The organism is Megasphaera sp. UBA4233 (assembly GCF_002395615.1).
Taxonomy (GTDB): Bacteria; Bacillota; Negativicutes; order Veillonellales; family Megasphaeraceae; genus Megasphaera; species Megasphaera hexanoica.
The window spans coordinates 35,529-54,541 of sequence record NZ_DGXL01000002.1; the positions used below are offsets into that span (position 1 = coordinate 35,529).

Sequence of the window (19,013 nt, forward strand, 5' to 3'; positions counted from 1 at the left end):
GATGGGACGCATAGAAGCCATATGTATCAGTACAGTACGGGGCACGCAGAAACAGCCCGTAGAGTCGGCAGAATTGGTCGCTGACTGGGGAATCCGGGGAGATGCCCATGCCGGCCACTGGCACCGTCAGGTCAGCCTGCTTTCGGCAGACCGGATCGACGCATTCCGTGCCCGTGGGGCCGATGTGCAGAGCGGGGCCTTCGGGGAAAATCTCGTCGTCCGCGGCTTTGACTTTTCCGCTCTTCCCGTAGGGACGCTGTTTACAAGCGGCGATGTCCTGCTTGAGCTGACACAGGTGGGCAAGGAATGCCATCAGCACTGTGCGATTTATCAGGCCGTAGGTGACTGTATCATGCCCCGGGAGGGCGTGTTTGCCCGGGTCGTCCGTGGAGGCATCCTGCGGGCCGGTGACGAGCTGGTCATAGCAGAGCGCCGGGAGCGGCGTCCCTATCAGGCGGCGGTCATTACCCTGTCCGATAAAGGATGTCGGGGAAAACGCCAGGATACGAGCGGGCCGGCCATTGTGGCCAGACTGAAGGAATCAGGATATGATGTCGTGGAAACGCTGCTTCTTCCCGATGAAGCAGCACCCCTCAGGCAGCAGCTTTGCCGGCTGGCAGACCAGCGCCAGGTAGATCTTATTCTGACGACAGGCGGTACGGGATTTTCTCTCCGCGATGTCACGCCGGAAGCGACGGCAGCCGTTGCCGACCGCATGGTGCCAGGGATTGCCGAAGCCATGCGGGCGGCCTCACTGAAGATTACGCCGCGGGCTATGCTGTCCCGGGCGGTCAGCGTTATCCGAAAACGGACGTTGATCATCAACCTGCCGGGCAGTGAAAAAGCCTGTCAGGAATGTATGGATGTCTTTCTGGATACGATTCCCCACGGTCTCGACCTGTTGCGCGGCGAAGGCGGGGATTGTGCCCGGACATGACCCTGTGATTACCGATGAAAAAGGAGATAAGACACCGTATGTGGAAAAAAATAATGGCAGCGATTATGGCGGGAACGTTGGTGTTTGCCTTGGCCGGATGCGGAACCGGACAGAAAGAAACGGCGTCGGGAGGAAAAGATAAGGTTCATCTTACGGTGTTTGCTGCAGCGAGCATGACAGAAACGATGAACCAGATTGCCCAAGAGTACGAACAGGAACATCCCAACGTAGAAATTTCTTTTAATTTCGATTCGTCCGGTACACTGAAAACGCAAATCCAGAACGGAGCAGACTGCGATTTGTTCATCTCGGCTGCCCAGAAGCAGATGAATCAGCTCGATGGTTCCCGGGATAAAAAAGCTAATCCCGACGGCCTCGATTTCGTCAAGAGCGACAGCCGGGTCAATCTTCTGGAAAACAAAGTCGTTCTGGTTACGCCCGAAGGGAACCCTGGTGGCATTCAGAACTTCCATGACATGGCGGCTAAATTGAAAGAAGGCTCTATCCGTCTGGTCATGGGCAACAGTGATGTGCCCGTCGGCCAGTATACGCAAAAGATCCTGACATTCTATGGCCTCGATGAAACGGCTATTGCCCGTGCCGGCCGCATCACGTATGGTTCCAATGTCAAGGAAGTGACGACCCAGGTCAGGGAAGGCAGTGCCGACTGTGGCGTCATTTATGCGACCGATGCTTTTAGTGCCCGCCTGAAACCGGTCGATGAAGCGACGAAAGACATGTGCGGACAGGTCATTTATCCGGCAGCAGTTATGAAACACAGCCAGCATCAACAGGAAGCCCGGGCCTTCCTGGACTATCTGAAAGGGGATGGGGCCATGCGGATTTTTAAGAGCGTCGGCTTTAGTCCCGTCTCGTAAGGAAGCGGTATGATGGACTGGTATCCTCTGTGGAACAGCCTGCGCATTGCCGGCATTTCTTGCATCCTCGTCTTTTTCAGCGGCATCTGCCTGGCCTATTACGTTGCCCGCCTGCCCCGCATATTAAAAGGAATCCTCGATGTCATCCTCACGCTGCCACTGGTCCTGCCGCCGACGGTCTGCGGCTGGCTGCTCCTCCTCGTCTTCGGCCTGAAGCATCCTGTCGGCATGTTTCTCAACGATGTGGGTATCCGCTTTGTCATGACCTGGTACGGCGGTGTCCTCGCTTCGTCAGTAGTGGCCTTTCCCCTCATGTACCGCACGGCCCGCGGGGCCTTTGAAAGTTTTGATGAGACACTGGCCTGGAGCGGCCGGACACTGGGCCTGTCTGATACGTATATTTTCTGGCACATCCGTATGCCCTGCTGCCGTCAGGGTATCATCGCCGGGACGGTGCTGGCCTTTGCCAGGGCACTGGGAGAATATGGGGCGACGACCATGCTCATCGGATACATCCCTCACAATACGGCGACGATTTCTACGACGGTCTATCAGCTCTGGCGTACCAATGATGAATACCACGCATTTATCTGGGTCCTCATCAATATCGCTATCAGTGCGGTCGTGCTGCTCACCATCAACGTATATGAAAAAAGAGGCCGTGAAAGGAGACGCCTTCTATGAGCCTGTCTGTCCATATAGAAAAGAAGCTGGGCGCCTTTACCCTGTCTGTCCATTTTGAAACAAGGGGCGGTGTCCTCGGCATCCTCGGCGCTTCCGGAAGCGGCAAGAGCAAGACCCTGCAGTGCATTGCCGGTATCGAAAGACCCGATGCCGGGCGGATCGTGCTCAACGGCCGCGTCCTGTTCGATTCCCGTTCCCGCACGGATATGCGCGTTCAGGACCGTCATGTAGGCTATCTGTTCCAGAATTACGCCCTGTTTCCCCATATGACGGTAGAGGAAAATATCTATAGTGGTATCCGCTATCTCAAGGATAAACGGGAGCGACAGCGGCGGGTCGATGATATGATCGGACGGATGCACCTGACCGGCCTTTCGGACCGTAAGCCGGGACAGCTTTCGGGAGGGCAGCAGCAGCGGACGGCCCTGGCGCGCTGCCTCATCAATGAACCGGATATCCTCCTTCTCGATGAACCGTTCAGCGCCCTCGATACATGGCTCAGGGAGCAGCTGCTGGCCGAATTGAAGCAGCTGCTGACGTACTATGACAAAGATGTCCTGATCGTCACCCATAACCGGGACGAAGCCTATCAGTTATGCCGGCATATAATCGTTCTGGAAGATGGCCGCGTCGATTCGTCCGGGAAGGTACAGGACATCTTTTCCGCGCCGCCTACCAGGGCGGCGGCTATCCTGACGGGGTGCCGGAATATTGCGCCGGCCCGCCTTCTGGAAAATGAAGTAGTCGTGCCGGACTGGAATCTCCGTTTTCACCCGGAACGCCCTGTCCCGCCGGGCCTGTGTGCCGTAGCCATAGGAGAACGGTCGTTTGTGCCGGGCCGGGAAGAAAACGGTCAGGCTGTTACGGTAGAGACGATTCTGGAACGGCCCTTTTCCTGGCTGGTACAATTCCGCTACCAGAATCAGAAAGAGGACACGCCGTCTCTCTGGTGGCAGGTAGATAAAACGAGTCATGAACCGCCACGGGTATTGTCTCTGGGCGTATCTTCCCGTGATATACTGCTTCTGCATACATAAAGAAAGGAACCCTGTATACGATGAAATCTCTTTTTTCCAAACTATTCGAAGAACTTTCTTCCGGGCGCAGTGCCGTGTTACTGACGATTATTGATACGGTTGGTTCGACTCCCCGCGGCACCGGCAGCCACCAGCTGATTCTGGAAGACGGCTCGGCGCTGGGAACGGTCGGCGGAGGCTATCAGGAACACCTGGCCTGTGAAGCGGGCAGGAAGGCTCTGAAAGAAAAAACGTCATTTATACTGCCACTGGTCCTGCACAAGGATCCTGTAGCAGATATCGGGGCCGTATGCGGTGGTGAACTGCGCGTATTCTGTCAGTATTTTGATCCGGCTGTCCCGTCCCTGATGCCCCTGCTGGCCCGGGCGGTGCAGTGCCTGTCGGGGCAGCATGCCTGCCGGCTCTTCTTGGATCTGACTGATCCGGCGCATTGGGGCATGGCCCTTTTTACAGATGATGGACCGATATATTGTGGACATGACCGCTATTTGCAGCAATTTCATGAAGAACCGGGTCAGAAAAGCTCCATACCGGCCATAGTATCCCTTCCAGGACATCTCTTATATAAAGAAATACTGGCCTATCCCCGGCGGGTCATCGTTTTCGGGGGCGGTCATGTGGCGAAAGCACTGGTTCCACTCTTGACAGGGCTGGGATTTTCCTGTACTGTTGTCGAAGACCGGGGCGAATTTGTATCTGCCAGCCGTTTTCCTGATGCGGCCGCGCGGATTACAGCTGATTTCCATCACCTGGCAGACTATGTCCCGGTATCAGGCGACGATTATGTCTGCATTATGACCCGTGGCCATCTGGGGGACTATGACGCACAAAAATATGCCCTTTCCTGCCATCCCTGTTACATCGGGGTCATCGGCAGCCGGGCAAAATTAGCTTTCGTCCGTTCCAAACTATTAGCTGACGGATTTCCTGCAGATACCATCGACGCCTGCCACGCGCCTATAGGCCTGCCCATTTCGGCGGCGACACCGGAAGAAATCGCCGTCAGTATCGCTGCCGAACTCATTGCTGTCCGGGCCCGCCGTGAAGGCCGTGAAAAAGAGGATGCCAAAGTCTGGAGAGCGTATAGGAATGAACATTGTCGTATATAAAAAAGATTCGGATGAACATGTATCCACCCTGTGGGAGGGCATAGGCCGTATCCTGCCGGAACTGGCACGGACTGATGTCCCGGTCGTACTGGCCGTTACCGGTGCCGGCGGCAAAACGACCTGTATTGCCGCTCTGGCACGAGAATTGATGGACAGAGGCAAACGCGTCCTCGTCGTGACGACGACCCATATGTATCAGCCCGAACGGTATGGCGTGCTGACCGATGATGCCGCCGTAATCGTCCGGCAGATGCGGGAAACGGGTATTGCCGTGGCGGGGCTTCCCTGTGATGGCGGCAAGATTTCGTATATCGGTGATGCGGCCTATCATACAGCGGTGCGCCATGCCGATGTCGTCCTCGTCGAAGCCGATGGATCGCGGCGCCTTCCTTTTAAAGTGCCGGGGGCGAACGAGCCGGTCCTTCCCGCCCGGTGTGACGCCGTACTGTCCATTGCCGGCCTGTCGGCACTGGGACGGTCCTTGCAGGCTGTCTGCTTCCGCTGGGATGAGGCGGCTGATGCGGCACGGCGGTTTGGACGGACCTTTCCGCAGGAAGCGGCTGACGGGACCGTACCGCTGTCTATCAGCTTGTTTGCCCGGCTCTGGCAGAACTGCTGCCTTTCCGGCATGGCATGGGATATCCCGGTCCTTCCCGTACTGAATCAGGCCGACACGCCACAGCATCGCATCGCTGCCAGCCTGATTTTCCAGGAAATGGATCTTCCTGCAGGGCTCATCACGTCCTTTGCCGGAAAGGAAGGGATTCCGTGCATATAAGCCTGGTATATATGGCTTCCGGGCAGGGGCGCCGGTTTGGAAGAAATAAACTGCTTACTCCTTTTGCCGGAAGACCTCTGTATCAGCATGGGTTTCTCCAGCTCCGGGAGGGGATAGGAGCTGTGCGGCAGGAGAACATAGGGTGTGATATCGTTGTCGTTTCACCCTATGAAGAATTGCGCCACTGGTGTCGGGAACGGGGAGCACAGGTGTATCCCAACGATGCCAGTCAAGAGGGCATAGCCGCCTCAATCCGCATTGGTACCGCCACTCGTGACAGTGATGCCTATGGTTTTTTTGTGGCTGACCGGCCTCTGCTGCAGGCACAGACCATAGCCAGTTTTTTGACGGGATATGTCCGTTCAGGACAGCCGGTTGGCGCCATGCGGGCCTCGGGTATTGTAGGAAATCCGGCCGTTTTCAGAAGTACGTTCCGGCAGGAACTTATGTCCCTCCGCGGTGACTGCGGCGCCGGCGTTCTATTGAAAAAATACGGGAAGCAATGCTGGGTATATGATGCATCAGAAACGGAGCTCTCCGATATCGATACAGTGGCAGATGCCCGGGTTTTGTTGCCACTCATGAATAAAAAATAAAATATCTATTATATATGTGCAGAGTATGTTGTTGGAAACAGCATACTCTATATTTTTTTATTTCCGTAAAAATGGGACTTTTTATGTGAAAAAAAGAATATAGTTGTATGCAGGATACACGGAAGATGTTGCATTTTTAGCCTTGACATTCAGAGAATTTCATGTAGAATAAATGCATGGTTCGTAATAACGACCAAGTTAGTATATACGAAAAAAGACTACTGTGCAGAAGGGATTGGGATATACATGAAAAAAGCAGAATATTTAACGCCTGTCGTCACTATTTTTGACCGCGTGGGCAACATAGACCAGAAAGGCAATGAAATGGTCTATGATTTCCTCATCAAAGGCGGTGTAGACGGCATCGTCGTTATGGGCAGCACGGGTGAATTTTTTGCCATGTCTATGGAACAGAAGAAACGCCTTATCGACATTGCCGTGCCCTATATCAAAGGGAAAGTAAAATGCATGATCGGTACGGGCTGCATGAGCGTCCGCGATACGGTAGAACTTTCCAACTATGCCTGCGATGCCGGCGCTGACGCCGTCATGATTGTCTGCCCCTATTATTTCCCGCTCAGCGCAGAAGATATTGAAGCCTATTATGATACAGTTCTTCCCCAGGTCCGGGGCAAGGTCTTCATTTACAACTATCCCGGCGCAACGGGCGATGACGTGACACCGGAAATTACTCTCAATCTGCTCCGCAAACATAAAAACCTCGTCGGCTATAAAGATACGATTGAACTCTTTTCCCATACGCGTAAACTGATTGAAGTCACGAAAGATGAATTCCCTGACTTCATCGTTTACTCCGGCTATGATGAAAACCTCGTCCACATCATGCTCAGCGGCGGCAACGGCTGTATCGGCGGCCTGTCCAACTTTGCTCCGAAACTCTGCTCCGAATGGTGCCGGGCCATTAATGAAAAGAACTGGGAATACATGTTTGACTGTCAGGAAAAAGTCAATGGACTGATGTACATCTATTCGTCCAAGACGCCGTTCCCGCAGGTTGCCAAGAAAGCTCTCAACCTCCAGGGGGTTCCCGTCAGCGAATACTGCATGCATTTCTCCAAGAGACCGCCGACGGTGAAAAAACTCCAGGCCTTCATCGATGGCATTGATCTGGAAAACCTCATGAAACGCAACAACAAACAGGCTGTCAAGAAAGAAACAAAATAATATAAGGTACGCTCCTGCCGTCTGATTCATAGCAGCAATGAATCAGACGGCTTTTTTATGCAAAATATGCATAATTAAAGCGGAATACACCTATAATTGCAAGCTCTGATTCATTGACAGAGGCGGATTTTTACGTTACTATGAACGTACATTCACCAGGTTTTAGTTTGGCTTTTGTCAATCCAAACTGGTATACTACAGTTCCAGGTTGATTTTCATATTTAAAGAATTATCTAGTGGATGTTTTGTAAGAAAAGGAGAGATTAGAATGTCAGTAAAAGAATTATATGCTAACGATGCATCAGACTTAATTCTCCGTTCGCGCACACATGCAGATGGACCAGATGGCGTATTGCCTTTGACTCCGGAAACACTGCGTAATTCCCCGAGCGGCAATATTTTTGGCATGACCATTGATGCCGGCATGGGCTGGGACCCCAAGACACTGGCCAATGGCGATGTTATGATGATCAGCACCTATGGCGGTCTCAAAAAAGACGATGGCACGACCGTTGCCGTCGGTCTCCATCCCGGTCACTTCGAACTGGACGGCCTCTTAAAAGAAGCGGCTGATACATTAAAAGATATGGGCTATGTACCGACGGCTGCCTTTGTCACCGACCCCTGCGATGGCCGTACACAGGGCACGACGGGCATGTTCGATTCCCTGCCGTACCGTAATGACGCTTCTATGGTCATGCGCCGCCTCATCCGGTCCCTCCCGACCCGCAAAGCCGTCATCGGTGTCGCTTCCTGCGATAAAGGCCTGCCGGCCATGATGATGGCCCTGGCCAACATGCATGACCTGCCGACGATCCTGATCCCCGGCGGCGCTACCCTTATGCCAAATGACGGGGAAGACCTCGGCACCGTACAGACTATCAGCGTACGCTATGCCAATAAAGAACTGTCCTTCGACCGTGCCTGCCGTCTGGGCTGCATCGCCTGTGCCAGTGGTGGCGGCGGCTGTCAGTTCCTCGGTACAGCCGGCACGAGCCAGGTCGTAGCCGAAGGCCTTGGTTTCTGCCTGCCTCACGCTGCCCTGTCCCCGTCGGGTGAACCCATCTGGTACGACATGGCGAAAAAATCGGCCGTTGCCGCTATGGATCTTTATAAAGCCGGCATTACGACGAAAGATATCATTACCGATAAAGCCATCGAAAACGCCATGGTCATCCATGCTGCTTTCGGCGGTTCGACCAACCTCCTGCTCCATCTCCCGGCTATCGCCTTCATGGCTGGCTGCCACGTACCGACCGTTCATGACTGGGCACGGATCAACAAAGAAGTTCCCCGTCTGGTCAGCGTTCTGCCTATGGGTCCGATCAACTATCCGACCGTTGACGTATTCATGGCCGGCGGCGTTCCGGAAGTCATGCTCCACCTGCGCAAGATGGGCCTGCTCCACGAAGATGTCATGACCGTTACGGGCAGCACCCTCGGTGAAAACCTCGACTGGTGGGAACAGTCCCAGCGCCGTGTATCCTGCCAGAAGCGCCTGAAAGAACTGGATAACCTCAACGTTGACGACGTTATCTTCAGCCCGGAACAGGCAAAAGCCAAAGGTATCGGTTCGACCATTACCTTCCCGACCGGCAATATCGCTCCCGAAGGCTCGGTCGTCAAATCGACAGCTATCGATCCGTCCGTCATCGACGACGATCACGTATACCGTCATACCGCTCCGGTCAAATGCTATCCGTCTGAAAAAGCTGCCATTACAGCTCTTAAGAACGGCGGCGTAGAAGCTGGCGACATCATGGTAGTCATGGCTGGCGGCCCGATGGGTACCGGCATGGAAGAAACATATCAGCTGACTTCCGCACTGAAACACCTGTCCTTCGGCAAACACGTAGCCCTCATCACCGATGCTCGTTTCTCCGGCGTATCGACAGGTGCATGCTTCGGCCACGTAGGTCCGGAAGCACTGGCTGGTGGTCCTATCGGCAAACTCCGTGACGGTGATGTCGTAGAAATCATCGTCGATACGGTAAACCTCAAAGGCAGCCTGAACTTCATCGGCACGAAAGACCACAAGCTGACCTATGAAGAAGGCGCCAAAGTACTGGCTGAACGGGAAACGAACCCGGCCATCCACGAAGACGACGATCTGCCTGATGATACCCGTCTCTGGGCAGCCCTGCAGGATGTCAGCGGCGGCACATGGAAAGGTACTGTCTACGATGTCGATAAGATCATTGAAACACTGAAAGCCGGTAAAGAAGCACTGGCCAAGAAAAATAAATAAGCCACAGGCACAGCCTGACGTATAAAGAAAAGGCGCTGCATGAAGCATTTCCGCTAGCATGCAGCGCCTTTTTCGTACCGTGGATGCCGGCTGACTGCCGCTTTTACGACACCGGCTTATGACAACAGGCCCTATCGGTGCAGGATGTGGCTGCTGTGCTTCCTGACGATGATGACGACGCCGGCGAGGATGAGAATCATGCCCAGGGCGATGTTCCAGGTGAGCATTTCTCCCAGGAAGAGGATGCCGCTCAGTACACCGATAGCCGGGACGACGAGGATGGCCGTGCCGGCTTTGGACGCTTCCATATGCTGCAGGATGTAGTTCCAGAGGAAGAATCCGGCGGCACCGGCCAGAAGTACGTTATATAAGAGTGCCGATACACTGGTCAGGTTCCAGATGACGGTGGTCTGACCGCTCCCGGTTGCCCAGAAGGCGAGTACTATGCCGCCCAGGGCCATCTGCCAGGCCGTGCAGGTTATCATATCGCAGCCGCCGAGTTTCAGCTTGAGGATAACGCCCGATACAGCCCATCCCAGAGCACCGCCGAGGACGATGAGCATGGCGCCGATGTGATTGTCGAAATGGATATTCATGAGCAGGCAGAGCCCGGCTATGGAGAGGAAAATGCCAAAGCATTTGCGCTTCGTCAGGCGTTCATTCAGAAAGAAATGGGCCAGGATGGCCATGAATACGGGCATGGTGTAATTGAGTACGGCTACGAGCCCCGCCGAAAGAGTGACGATGCCAATCTGCATAGCCGCATTATTCAGGACAATCTGGGAAACTCCCGTGAGAAATATCCAGGGCCAGTATTTTCGCTCCGGCCAGAACGTGTGGCGGAACGCGCAGACCAGAAGCAGCACGGCGGCTGCCATCAGGGCCCGGCAGGCAACGAACAGGACGGGCGGGAAATAGGCCGTCGATACTTTCATGACGACCCAGTTGTAGCCCCAGATCATATATAGGAGAATCAATGCTTTAATCATACGTACCGGCTCCTTTGTTAGGATGCATTCATTATAACACGAACGGGACAGGGGCTGTAAGAAAATCCTTTCATACCGTTTTAGCGGCGTACCATAATGTAGTATAATATATATGTTAGTCCGAAGAGGAGGATGATATAAATGAAATGTGTCGTATTACTCAGTGGCGGCGTAGACTCGACGACGTGTCTGGCTATGGCCGTAGAAAAATATAAAAAAGAAAATGTACTGGCCCTGACGGCGTATTATGGACAGCGCCATGAAAAGGAACTACAGGCGGCCCGCAAAGTGGCAGCCTATTATGGCGTACAGCAGGAAGAAATCAATCTGGCCCAGGCTTTCGTGCACAGTGACTGCCCGCTCCTGGAACGCAATAACGATAAGGAGATTGCCCATATGTCCTATGCCGAACAGCTGGCCCAGGCTGGCGGGGAAGGTACGGTAGAAACATACGTCCCCTTCCGCAACGGCCTGTTCCTTTCCTTTGCCGCCGCCGTTGCGGTCAGTGTTCATGCCGAAGTCATCTACTACGGCGCCCATGCCGACGATGCTGCCGGCCGGGCCTATCCGGACTGCACGCCGGAATTTGAACAGGCCATGAATACGGCAATTTATGAAGGGTCCGGCCACACCTGCCATCTGGAAGCGCCGCTCCTTGCGTGGAATAAGGCCGGCGTCGTCAAAGAAGGACTGCGCCTCGGAGCTCCCTACGAACTGACCTGGAGCTGCTATGAAGGGGGAGATACGCCCTGCGGCGTCTGCGGGACCTGCCGTGACCGGGCGGCTGCCTTTGCGGCCAATGGTGTACCCGACCCGGCACTGAAGAAATAATCCGGCATACGACGAAAGGAGACGTGCGACGTGATAGCAAAGAAAACAGCCGCCTTATGCGCCGCTCTGGCCCTGACGGCCGTACTGGGAATCTTTTCTTCCCCGGCGGTTGTCCTGGCAGCCAGTGAAAAAGACGATTTTTATCAGGCGGTCAATGAAAAGACGCTGAGAGAAAAACAGATCAAGCCGACGGAAGCCTCGTGGTCCTGGTTCCACGAACGGAATCTGGAAAATAAGGAATTCCTGACTAAGGAAATAGAAGACATTGCCAGCCATCAGGGAACCTATGCCAAGGGTACGCCGGAACAGAAAATCGCCGACCTGTACCAGTGCATTACCGACCAGGAAACGCGCAATGCCACTGCCCGGAAGCATATTCAGGACGTACTGGCGCCCATCAAGGCGGCTAAGACACCACAGGAACTGACGGAGGCAGTAGGAGAACTCCATCAGAAATATGGCATCAATGTGCTCATGAGCATGGACGAACAACGCCTGCCCGACAGCCGGCGCTATGTGGCCCGCTTTGAACCCCATAATCCTTTCCTGTCGCGCTACGACCTGGAAAAGGAGCCCCAGCCGGGTGCATGGAAACGTCATACGGAATATATATCCCGGTTGCTCCAGGAAGATGGGACGGCCAAAGACAAAGCCGATACGATGGCAGAAGCTATCCTGGCCTATGAAAAGTCCCTGGCACCGCATATGCTGACCAGCGAGGAAAAAAATGATATTATGGTGATGAACCAGATGGTAACGCGCAAGGAATTCCTGGAAATGACGCCTCACCTGGATGGGAAACGCCTGCTGAAAGACTGGGGCCTTTCCCGGGAAAAAGTCTTTTTCCTCTCCAATCCGGATTATCTCTGTCAGATTGATGCAGCCTATACAGAAGAGAACCTGGAACTGATGCGGAATTATTTCATTGCCCGCACTTACGACATGCTGGCGCCTTTTGCCGACATCCCCCTGCGCGACATAACGAAAGCCTATTATAACCAGCGCTATGGCATCAAACAGAACCGGACGGAACGGGAACGTGCTTCCTATCTGCTGCAGGACATGCTGCCCTACGAATTAGGACAGATTTACCTGAAAAAACGCTGCACCCCTCATATGGTGCAGGACGTGCGGGCCATAATCGATGAAGTGCGGAAGGTCTATCGCTCCCGTCTGGCAGCCAATACCTGGATGAGTCCCCGTACGAGAGCACAGGCCATAGAAAAGCTCGATGCCCTGCGCGTCTTCGTCGGAGGTCCGGCAGCCGATGACAAACCGACCATTGAAGATATGCACGTCGTCATCCCCGAATCTGAAGGAGGCGACCTGCTCAGCAATATCCTGGCCAGCAATGCCTGGGCTGCCCGGGAGGAAGAGAAACTGATAGGTACGGATTTCAACCCCGATAAGTGGTACGCCTTCGATCCGCAGGATGTCAATGCAGCGTATATTTCTGACAATAACAGCATCACCATCCCCGCAGGGATCCTCCAGCCCCCATTCTACGATGACCGTGCTTCGCGGGGGGCGAATCTGGGAGGTATTGGCGTCGTCATCGGCCATGAAATATCCCATGCTTTTGACCCAAATGGCAGTCATACCGATAAAGACGGGAATGTCCGTGATTGGTGGACGAAAGCCGACTATGACGCCTTCCAGGAGCGGGCTGCCGCCTTTGCCCCTTATTACAGCCGCTATGAGCTGGCACCGGGGCAGTATGAAAACGGCAAGCTCGTCATGAATGAGGCCATCGCCGATTGCGGCGGCCTTTCAGCCGCGACGGAAATTGCCGCAGGCGACAAGACGGTCCTCCAGGACCTGTATCGTAATTTCGCGTCTATTTTCGCCTCCAAGTATACAGATCAGCTTCTCCATCAGCTGCTTATGCTCGATCCCCATCCGGAAGGGCGGGCCCGGGTCAATGGTGCCCTGTCGTCTACGGACGGGTTTTACGGTGCCTATGGCATTACTGACGGAGACGGCATGTATATTGCCGAAAAAGACCGGGTAAAACTTTGGTAAAATACCTGTCCACATAGATAATGCAGGGGAAAGACATCGTTTTCCCTTGCATTATCGCAGGTGATACGATACAATCACAGGAGAAGAGCATGCCATGGATTTTATGGTATGTTCCCCAAGTGGGACAAATTTTGTACCACTGGGAACAAAAATGCAACAGCACTTACGCAGACACAGTATGGAGTTTATACAAGGAGGTATTTTATGCGAACCTACATTGCACTCATCGCTCATGATGCCAAGAAAGATGCCATTGTCAAACTGGCAACACAGTTTAAAAACGTATTATCCCGGTATCCCCTCGTAGGAACCGGTGAAACGGGACGGCGCATTGAAAACGAAACGGGACTTACAGTGAAACAGATGCAGCCCGGCCCGATGGGCGGCGACCAGCAGATCGGCGGCATGATCGCTTCCGATGAAGTACTTGGCGTCGTCTTTCTGCGCGATCCCTTGACAGCCCAGCCTCATGAACCGGATGTGTCGGCGTTCCTGCGCCTCTGCGATGTCCATTCTGTGCCTGTTGCTACCAATGTGACCAGTGCCCGTATCCTGCTTTCGGCACTGGATGAAAAGCCTGATTTGTTTAACCTGTAAAAGGAGCATAACTGATGAAACGAACAAAAATCGTATGTACCCTGGGTCCCAGTTCAAATACGCCGGACATCCTGGAAGGCATGGTCCGTGCTGGCATGAATGTAGCCCGGTTCAATTTCTCTCATGGCAGCCATGAAGAACATAAAAAACGCATTGAAATGGTCCGTGCCGTTTCCCGGAAATTAGGCACGCCCATTGCCCTTCTGCTCGATACAAAAGGTCCGGAAATCCGTCTGGGCAAGTTTAAAAATGGCTCTATCATGATGGAAGCCGGTCATGACTTTACCCTGACGGCCCGTGACGTAGAAGGTGATGAAACTATCGCCTCTATGAACTATAAAGAATTGCCCCAGGATGTCAAACCCGGTGACCATATCCTCCTGTCGGACGGCCTGGTCAATCTGGAAGTCACGTCCATTGAAGGCGAAGACATCCACACGAAAATCCTCAACAGCGGCAAGATGAGTGACCGCAAGCGCGTTGCCGTACCGGGGATTCCCATCAATCTGCCGGCCGTATCGGAAAGTGATGCAGCCGATATCGAATTTGGCATCCACATGAATATGGACTGGATTGCCGCTTCTTTCATCCAGCGTGGCAAAGACGTGCTGACCATTCGTAAGATTCTGGAAAATCACGACAGCCATATGAAGATTATTTCCAAAATCGAATGCAAGGCTGCGGTCAACAATATCGATGAAATCATCAGCATGAGCGATGGCATCATGGTAGCCCGCGGCGATCTGGGTGTGGAAGTACCGGCGGAAGAAGTGCCGACGCTGCAGAAACTCCTGATCCGCAAATGCCAGGCGGCCGGCAAACCGGTCATTACGGCAACGCAGATGTTGGAATCCATGTGCAACAATCCCCGTCCGACCCGGGCCGAAACGAGTGACGTAGCCAATGCCATCCTCGACGGGACCGATGCAGTCATGCTCAGCGGTGAAACGGCAGGCGGCCTGTATCCCGTAGAAGCTGTCCAGACTATGGCCCGGGTGGCAGTCTTCACGGAAAGCCAGTTCCCGCCGCAGGCTCATCAGGAAGGAAATAAGGCCCCGGCGACGACGACCGAATCCATCGGCAAGGCGACGGTCAAAATCGCCGAAGACCTCCATGCGGCGGCCATCATCGCCTCGACCGAACGGGGCGGCACGGCCCAGATGGTAGCCAAGTACCGTCCGGCATGCCCAATTATTGCCGTCTCCCCGCATGAAAATATTGTCCGCCGCCTGCAGATGAACTGGGGTGTCCAGGCTATCCTGGGGAAAGAAAGCAATACGACCGATGAAGTCGTCGATAATGCCATTTACGCCGCTCTTGATGCCGGCCTCATCAATGCCGGCGATCTCGTCGTCCTCACAGCAGGTGTTCCCGTGGCCAAAGCCGGATCGACCAACATGGTGCGCGTGCAGGTCGTAGGAGATGTCCTTCTCCGCGGTACCGGCATCGGCCGCAATTCGGCTATAGGCCCCGTATGCGTAGCCGGGAGTCTCGATGATCTGAAGGCTCATTTCACCGACGGCGCCATCCTGGTCATGCGTTCGGCCAGTGCGGAATATGTAGACTATATGAAACGGGCCAGCGCTATCGTATCGGAAGAAGCGGGCCTTACGAGTGAATCGGCTATCGTAGCCATCACCTTCGGCATTCCGACTATCGTCGGGGCAGAACATGCCGCCGATGTCCTGGAAAATGGAGAAGTCGTGACCGTCGATGCCAGCCGCGGTACGATTTTCCGTGGCAAAGCCAATGCCCGGTAATGTGAACTGATAATACAGACAGAGGATATTCCATTACGCCTCAAATGCGTAATGGAATATCCTCTGTTTTAAGATGGGCATTTTAAAGGGACTGCCGTAACAGAATCTTTTTGATCCTGCTGGGGCAGTCCCTTTTTGTATACAATCTGCGTGGCAGACCGGTCAGGATATATTCAGTACAGCGAATAGCTCCGATGTGTCATAACAGAGGAATTCGGTAAAAAGCCGGTTTGTCTGCCGCAGGGATTATCGGGCTTTGAGAGCCTGGATTTCTGCTTTCAGGGCTTCGACTTCGGCCCTGAGTTCTTCTACGTCGCTGGAAGTCTGGGATGGAGATTGGGAAGCACCGGGGCCGACGCGGAAGGTAACGCCGAAATTGCCGGCGGCCTTGCGGTCATTGCCGAAGGTGCTGGAGGCACCGAGAGAGAACATGACATCGCGGTTTACATGATAGAAACCACCGAGAGCGACAGCCTGCTTGCCATCATAGGTACCAGCCGCAGCGCTGATCTGGAAACGGGAACCGCTGCCATCGTAATCGATGGGATGAAGACCGGCCAGAGCGGCAGATAAGGCGCCGACACTGTCGATTTCCTGACCGAGGCTGCGTACGTGCGTATTCAGTGACGTAATGGCGTTGCTGTTCTGCTGGATTGATGCCGTATTAGATTGATACCTTCCGTGAGGTCAGCCGAACCATTGGAAAGGTTCGCCGAGCCAATTTTTTTCGCATTGGCGGTTACGGCTGCATTGCTCTTTTCTGTGGCTTTGGCAAGCTGGCCGACTGTAGCGGCATCGCTATCGTTTACGCCGTCGGCAACGTGGATGATGCGTCGTTCGGCATTGCCGGTGCCGAGGGATACGACGCCGTTCTTGTCCGTAGATTTCAAATCAGAGTTATATACGGTACTGCCAGCACCGATGGCAACGGAGTTATTAGCCCCATCACCGACGTTTGCTCCTGTACCGATGGCCGTTGACTTAGTAGCTTTAGCGTGACTGCCTTCGCCGAATGCAGCAGCACCTTCAGCTTCGGCAGAACTCTGTTCACCCATAGCCGTCCCCTGGGCCCCTGTTACTTTGCTGCCATAGCCGACGGCCGTGCCCTGCATGGCCGAGACACTGGATCCAGCGCCAATAGCCGTTGCATTGGCAGAATTGAAATCGTTCTGGCTGGTCGAGACATCGACAGAAGCCCCGGCACCGACAGCAACGCTGTTCTGGCCCCGTACGGAAGCTGGCGTACTCATGGAACCGACCTGCCCACCGCCCATAGCGACGGAATTCGTATCGCCAGCCGCTCCTTCACTCCAGCCATCGGCACCGCGGCGTGATGCCCGATTCGGTAAGACCCCGTGTGCCGCCTTTTATGGAAATATTGACTTCACTAGCTGTGACAGGACCGGCGGCCAGGGCCGTGAATGGTGCGGCAGCTGTACAGAGTGCGGTGACAGCCATGAGTACGGCTGCGTGGTTTTTCCAGGTTCGTGGATGATGTATTTTCATGTTGAACATGCCTCCTGTAAGGTAACGACAGTTACCAAAATTGATTTCTGTCATAACCTTACCTCTGGGCTGTAAACAAACCGTTACGCACGGGTAATAAAACAGTAAAATGTAATTTGTCTTTTAATACGATACAAAAGCAGTAGGGCGAAGGCCGTGTAAAAGTTTGGGATGGAAAGAGAAAAATATGGGTAAGCACTCTGTAAAAAGACTCGATAAGTGGCGTATTTATGCGGATTATAGGTATTTTGACAAGGAGAAAACATTTCCTCTATACTAGCGGTGCAGGCGGATATCCGTCTGCGCGGGACTGCTGTGAGAGCGCGAAATGTAGATTCAGAGAGGAAACGAGGAAAACTCGCCTGAGTCATGCGTGCCTCTCCCGGGCAATGATCCTGCCTGTTGTTTTTGGGAAAGAGAGGAATCTATCATGATGAAATCTAAAATTGCCGCTGCCTTTGCAGCCGTTCTAACACTGGGCGCAGCCAGCGCCTTTGCCGCCAATCCCTTTGTCGATGTACCGACTGATAGTTGGGCTTATAAGTCGGTCGTCGAACTGGCCGATGCCGGCGTTATCCAGGGTGTCGATGGCTCGTATTTCCAGGGGGAACGCAATATTACCCGGTACGAAGCAGCCGAAATGACTGCCAAGGCTATGGCTCACATGGACAAAGCCTCGGTCGAACAGCGTGCCCTCATCAATAAACTGGCTGACGAATATGCCGATGAACTCAACAGCCTCGGCGTCCGCGTTTCCAATTTGGAAAAGAAAGTGGGCAACGTTAAACTGACTGGTGATGCCCGTGTCCGTTACCGTTATCAGCAGGGCAATAAGGAAAACGATGATTCCTGGGATTATCGTGTACGACTCCGCGCAACGGCCAAAGTCAATGACAAAACGACGGTCAAATACGGCCTCAGCACGGACTCCATTGCTTTCTCGGATAATGAAACGGCCAGCAGTGACAATGGTGACGTTTATACCGACCGGGCAGAAGTAGAAACGAAATTGGGGAATTTCAAAATCAACGCCGGCCGTACGGATAAATATGTCATGGGTAATGCTTATGGCCTCAACTACGGCGATGTCTTCGACCGTGCTCAGTTACAATACAAGAACGACAATTTTGCCGTCACTGCCGGCTATGGTAAATTTAAAATCAACGGCTCGGATAAGACCTTTGCTGGTGATGATGATAAGGGAATCGATGGCGTAAAGACCGGCTATGGCGAAATCGAAGGCTTCTTCGGCAATGGTTCCAAAGTCGGCGTATACTACAACGCCTTTAGCCGTGCCGGTGGTAAAAATAGAGGTGATTCCTTCATGGGCGATGACCTCTGGGGCGCTTACGTATCCTACAATTTCGGAAGCAAATGGAATCTCCTCGTCAACTATGAAAAGGTCAACCTGACAAACGGATACAAGACCATCAATAATGACGACAATGGCAACCTCTGGATTGCCCAGCTGACCTATGGCAAAGCCATCAAATCCCAGCCGGGTACATGGAGTGCCTGGGTGGAATACCTCAATGTCGAAGATGGCGCTTACCTCGGCGGTTCGACGAACAGCTGGCGCTTTGATAAAAAAGCTTTGGGAAACATCGAATCGTGGGGTGTCGGCGGCAGCTACGTCGTAGCCAAAAATGCCCAGTTCAACGTATATCAGACCTTCGCTTCCAAGTGGAAAGACAACAAGAAGAACGCAGCCGATCCGGAAGAACAGACACGGGCGGAATTTGTATTTGCCTTCTGATGCCACGCCGGCGATACACTTCAAACTTCAAACACAAAAAGGACTGCCTGGGGGGGCAGTCCTTTTCGTATATAGGAGAGGTGGATTGTTTCGGGTAGGG

At 53.7% G+C, this 19,013-nt stretch carries 18 protein-coding genes; 14 read left to right on the forward strand and 4 right to left on the reverse strand.

Annotation, left to right across the window (positions count from 1 at the left end; translation table 11 throughout):
* Window position 1: 1 nt before the first annotated feature.
* From B2U90_RS00300 to B2U90_RS00340, 9 genes are all read left to right on the forward strand, one after another.
* On the forward strand, window positions 2-937 hold the full coding sequence (locus B2U90_RS00300) for an MOSC domain-containing protein (protein WP_292016802.1): 936 nt from the start codon (window positions 2-4) through the stop codon (window positions 935-937).
* A 38-nt stretch (window positions 938-975) separates the two neighbouring features.
* Window positions 976-1,815 carry a molybdate ABC transporter substrate-binding protein gene (gene modA, locus B2U90_RS00305; protein ID WP_292016803.1) on the forward strand — a complete coding sequence of 280 codons (840 nt, stop codon included), beginning with the start codon at window positions 976-978 and terminating at the stop codon, window positions 1,813-1,815.
* A gap of 9 nt (window positions 1,816-1,824) precedes the next feature.
* Entirely contained in the window at window positions 1,825-2,499 is a 675-nt protein-coding gene (modB, locus tag B2U90_RS00310; protein ID WP_292016804.1) for a molybdate ABC transporter permease subunit, read from the forward strand.
* A complete protein-coding gene (locus B2U90_RS00315; protein ID WP_292016805.1) occupies window positions 2,496-3,536 on the forward strand; it encodes a sulfate/molybdate ABC transporter ATP-binding protein in 1,041 nt (346 codons plus the stop codon). The genes modB and B2U90_RS00315 overlap by 4 nt, the downstream gene beginning before the upstream one ends.
* A 20-nt stretch (window positions 3,537-3,556) precedes the next feature.
* A complete protein-coding gene (locus tag B2U90_RS00320; RefSeq protein ID WP_292016806.1) occupies window positions 3,557-4,645 on the forward strand; it encodes an XdhC family protein in 1,089 nt (362 codons plus the stop codon).
* The gene (gene yqeC, locus B2U90_RS00325) at window positions 4,626-5,423 is read left to right on the forward strand and encodes a selenium cofactor biosynthesis protein YqeC (RefSeq protein WP_292016807.1); all 798 of its coding nucleotides are present in this window, start codon (window positions 4,626-4,628) and stop codon (window positions 5,421-5,423) included. Before B2U90_RS00320 ends, yqeC begins: the two co-directional genes overlap by 20 nt.
* The gene (locus B2U90_RS00330) at window positions 5,414-6,019 is read left to right on the forward strand and encodes a nucleotidyltransferase family protein (protein WP_170087081.1); all 606 of its coding nucleotides are present in this window, start codon (window positions 5,414-5,416) and stop codon (window positions 6,017-6,019) included. The genes yqeC and B2U90_RS00330 overlap by 10 nt, the downstream gene beginning before the upstream one ends.
* Window positions 6,020-6,265: 246 nt before the next feature.
* A complete protein-coding gene (locus tag B2U90_RS00335) occupies window positions 6,266-7,204 on the forward strand; it encodes a dihydrodipicolinate synthase family protein (RefSeq protein ID WP_292016808.1) in 939 nt (312 codons plus the stop codon).
* Between the two features lie 268 nt (window positions 7,205-7,472).
* Entirely contained in the window at window positions 7,473-9,452 is a 1,980-nt protein-coding gene (locus B2U90_RS00340; protein ID WP_075581658.1) for a YjhG/YagF family D-xylonate dehydratase, read from the forward strand.
* A gap of 131 nt (window positions 9,453-9,583) precedes the next feature.
* Here B2U90_RS00340 and B2U90_RS00345 read toward each other — a convergent pair whose 3' ends face one another.
* A complete protein-coding gene (locus B2U90_RS00345) occupies window positions 9,584-10,441 on the reverse strand; it encodes a DMT family transporter (protein WP_292016809.1) in 858 nt (285 codons plus the stop codon).
* A 141-nt stretch (window positions 10,442-10,582) separates the two neighbouring features.
* Here B2U90_RS00345 and queC point away from each other — a divergent pair, with 141 nt between their 5' ends.
* The 4 genes from queC to pyk all read left to right on the forward strand — a co-directional run bounded on the left by queC (window position 10,583) and on the right by pyk (window position 15,651).
* Entirely contained in the window at window positions 10,583-11,272 is a 690-nt protein-coding gene (queC, locus tag B2U90_RS00350) for a 7-cyano-7-deazaguanine synthase QueC (RefSeq protein ID WP_292016810.1), read from the forward strand.
* A gap of 30 nt (window positions 11,273-11,302) precedes the next feature.
* Window positions 11,303-13,294, forward strand: a complete 1,992-nt coding sequence (locus B2U90_RS00355; protein ID WP_292016811.1) for a M13 family metallopeptidase — start codon at window positions 11,303-11,305, stop codon at window positions 13,292-13,294.
* A gap of 204 nt (window positions 13,295-13,498) precedes the next feature.
* Complete coding sequence (gene mgsA, locus B2U90_RS00360) at window positions 13,499-13,891, forward strand: methylglyoxal synthase (RefSeq protein ID WP_059076445.1); 393 nt, start codon at window positions 13,499-13,501, stop codon at window positions 13,889-13,891.
* Between the two features lie 14 nt (window positions 13,892-13,905).
* Window positions 13,906-15,651: a pyruvate kinase gene (gene pyk / locus B2U90_RS00365; protein WP_292016812.1), complete on the forward strand. Its 1,746-nt coding sequence runs from the start codon at window positions 13,906-13,908 to the stop codon at window positions 15,649-15,651.
* Window positions 15,652-15,897: 246 nt separating this feature from the next.
* Here the strand turns inward: pyk and B2U90_RS12525 are convergent, their stop codons facing one another.
* The 3 genes from B2U90_RS12525 to B2U90_RS00385 are packed head-to-tail and all read right to left on the reverse strand — an operon-like array spanning window position 15,898 to window position 17,157.
* Window positions 15,898-16,305, reverse strand: a complete 408-nt coding sequence (locus B2U90_RS12525; protein ID WP_349678588.1) for a YadA-like family protein — start codon at window positions 16,303-16,305, stop codon at window positions 15,898-15,900.
* Window positions 16,272-16,901, reverse strand: coding sequence for a hypothetical protein (locus B2U90_RS00380; protein WP_292016814.1), 630 nt, complete (start codon window positions 16,899-16,901; stop codon window positions 16,272-16,274). The genes B2U90_RS12525 and B2U90_RS00380 overlap by 34 nt, the downstream gene beginning before the upstream one ends.
* Window positions 16,902-16,956: 55 nt before the next feature.
* Window positions 16,957-17,157 (reverse strand): hypothetical protein, encoded by a 201-nt coding sequence (locus B2U90_RS00385; RefSeq protein ID WP_292016815.1) that lies wholly within the window; start codon window positions 17,155-17,157, stop codon window positions 16,957-16,959.
* Between the two features lie 433 nt (window positions 17,158-17,590).
* Here B2U90_RS00385 and B2U90_RS00390 point away from each other — a divergent pair, with 433 nt between their 5' ends.
* Window positions 17,591-18,913, forward strand: coding sequence for an S-layer homology domain-containing protein (locus tag B2U90_RS00390; RefSeq protein ID WP_292016822.1), 1,323 nt, complete (start codon window positions 17,591-17,593; stop codon window positions 18,911-18,913).
* Window positions 18,914-19,013: the final 100 nt, after the last annotated feature.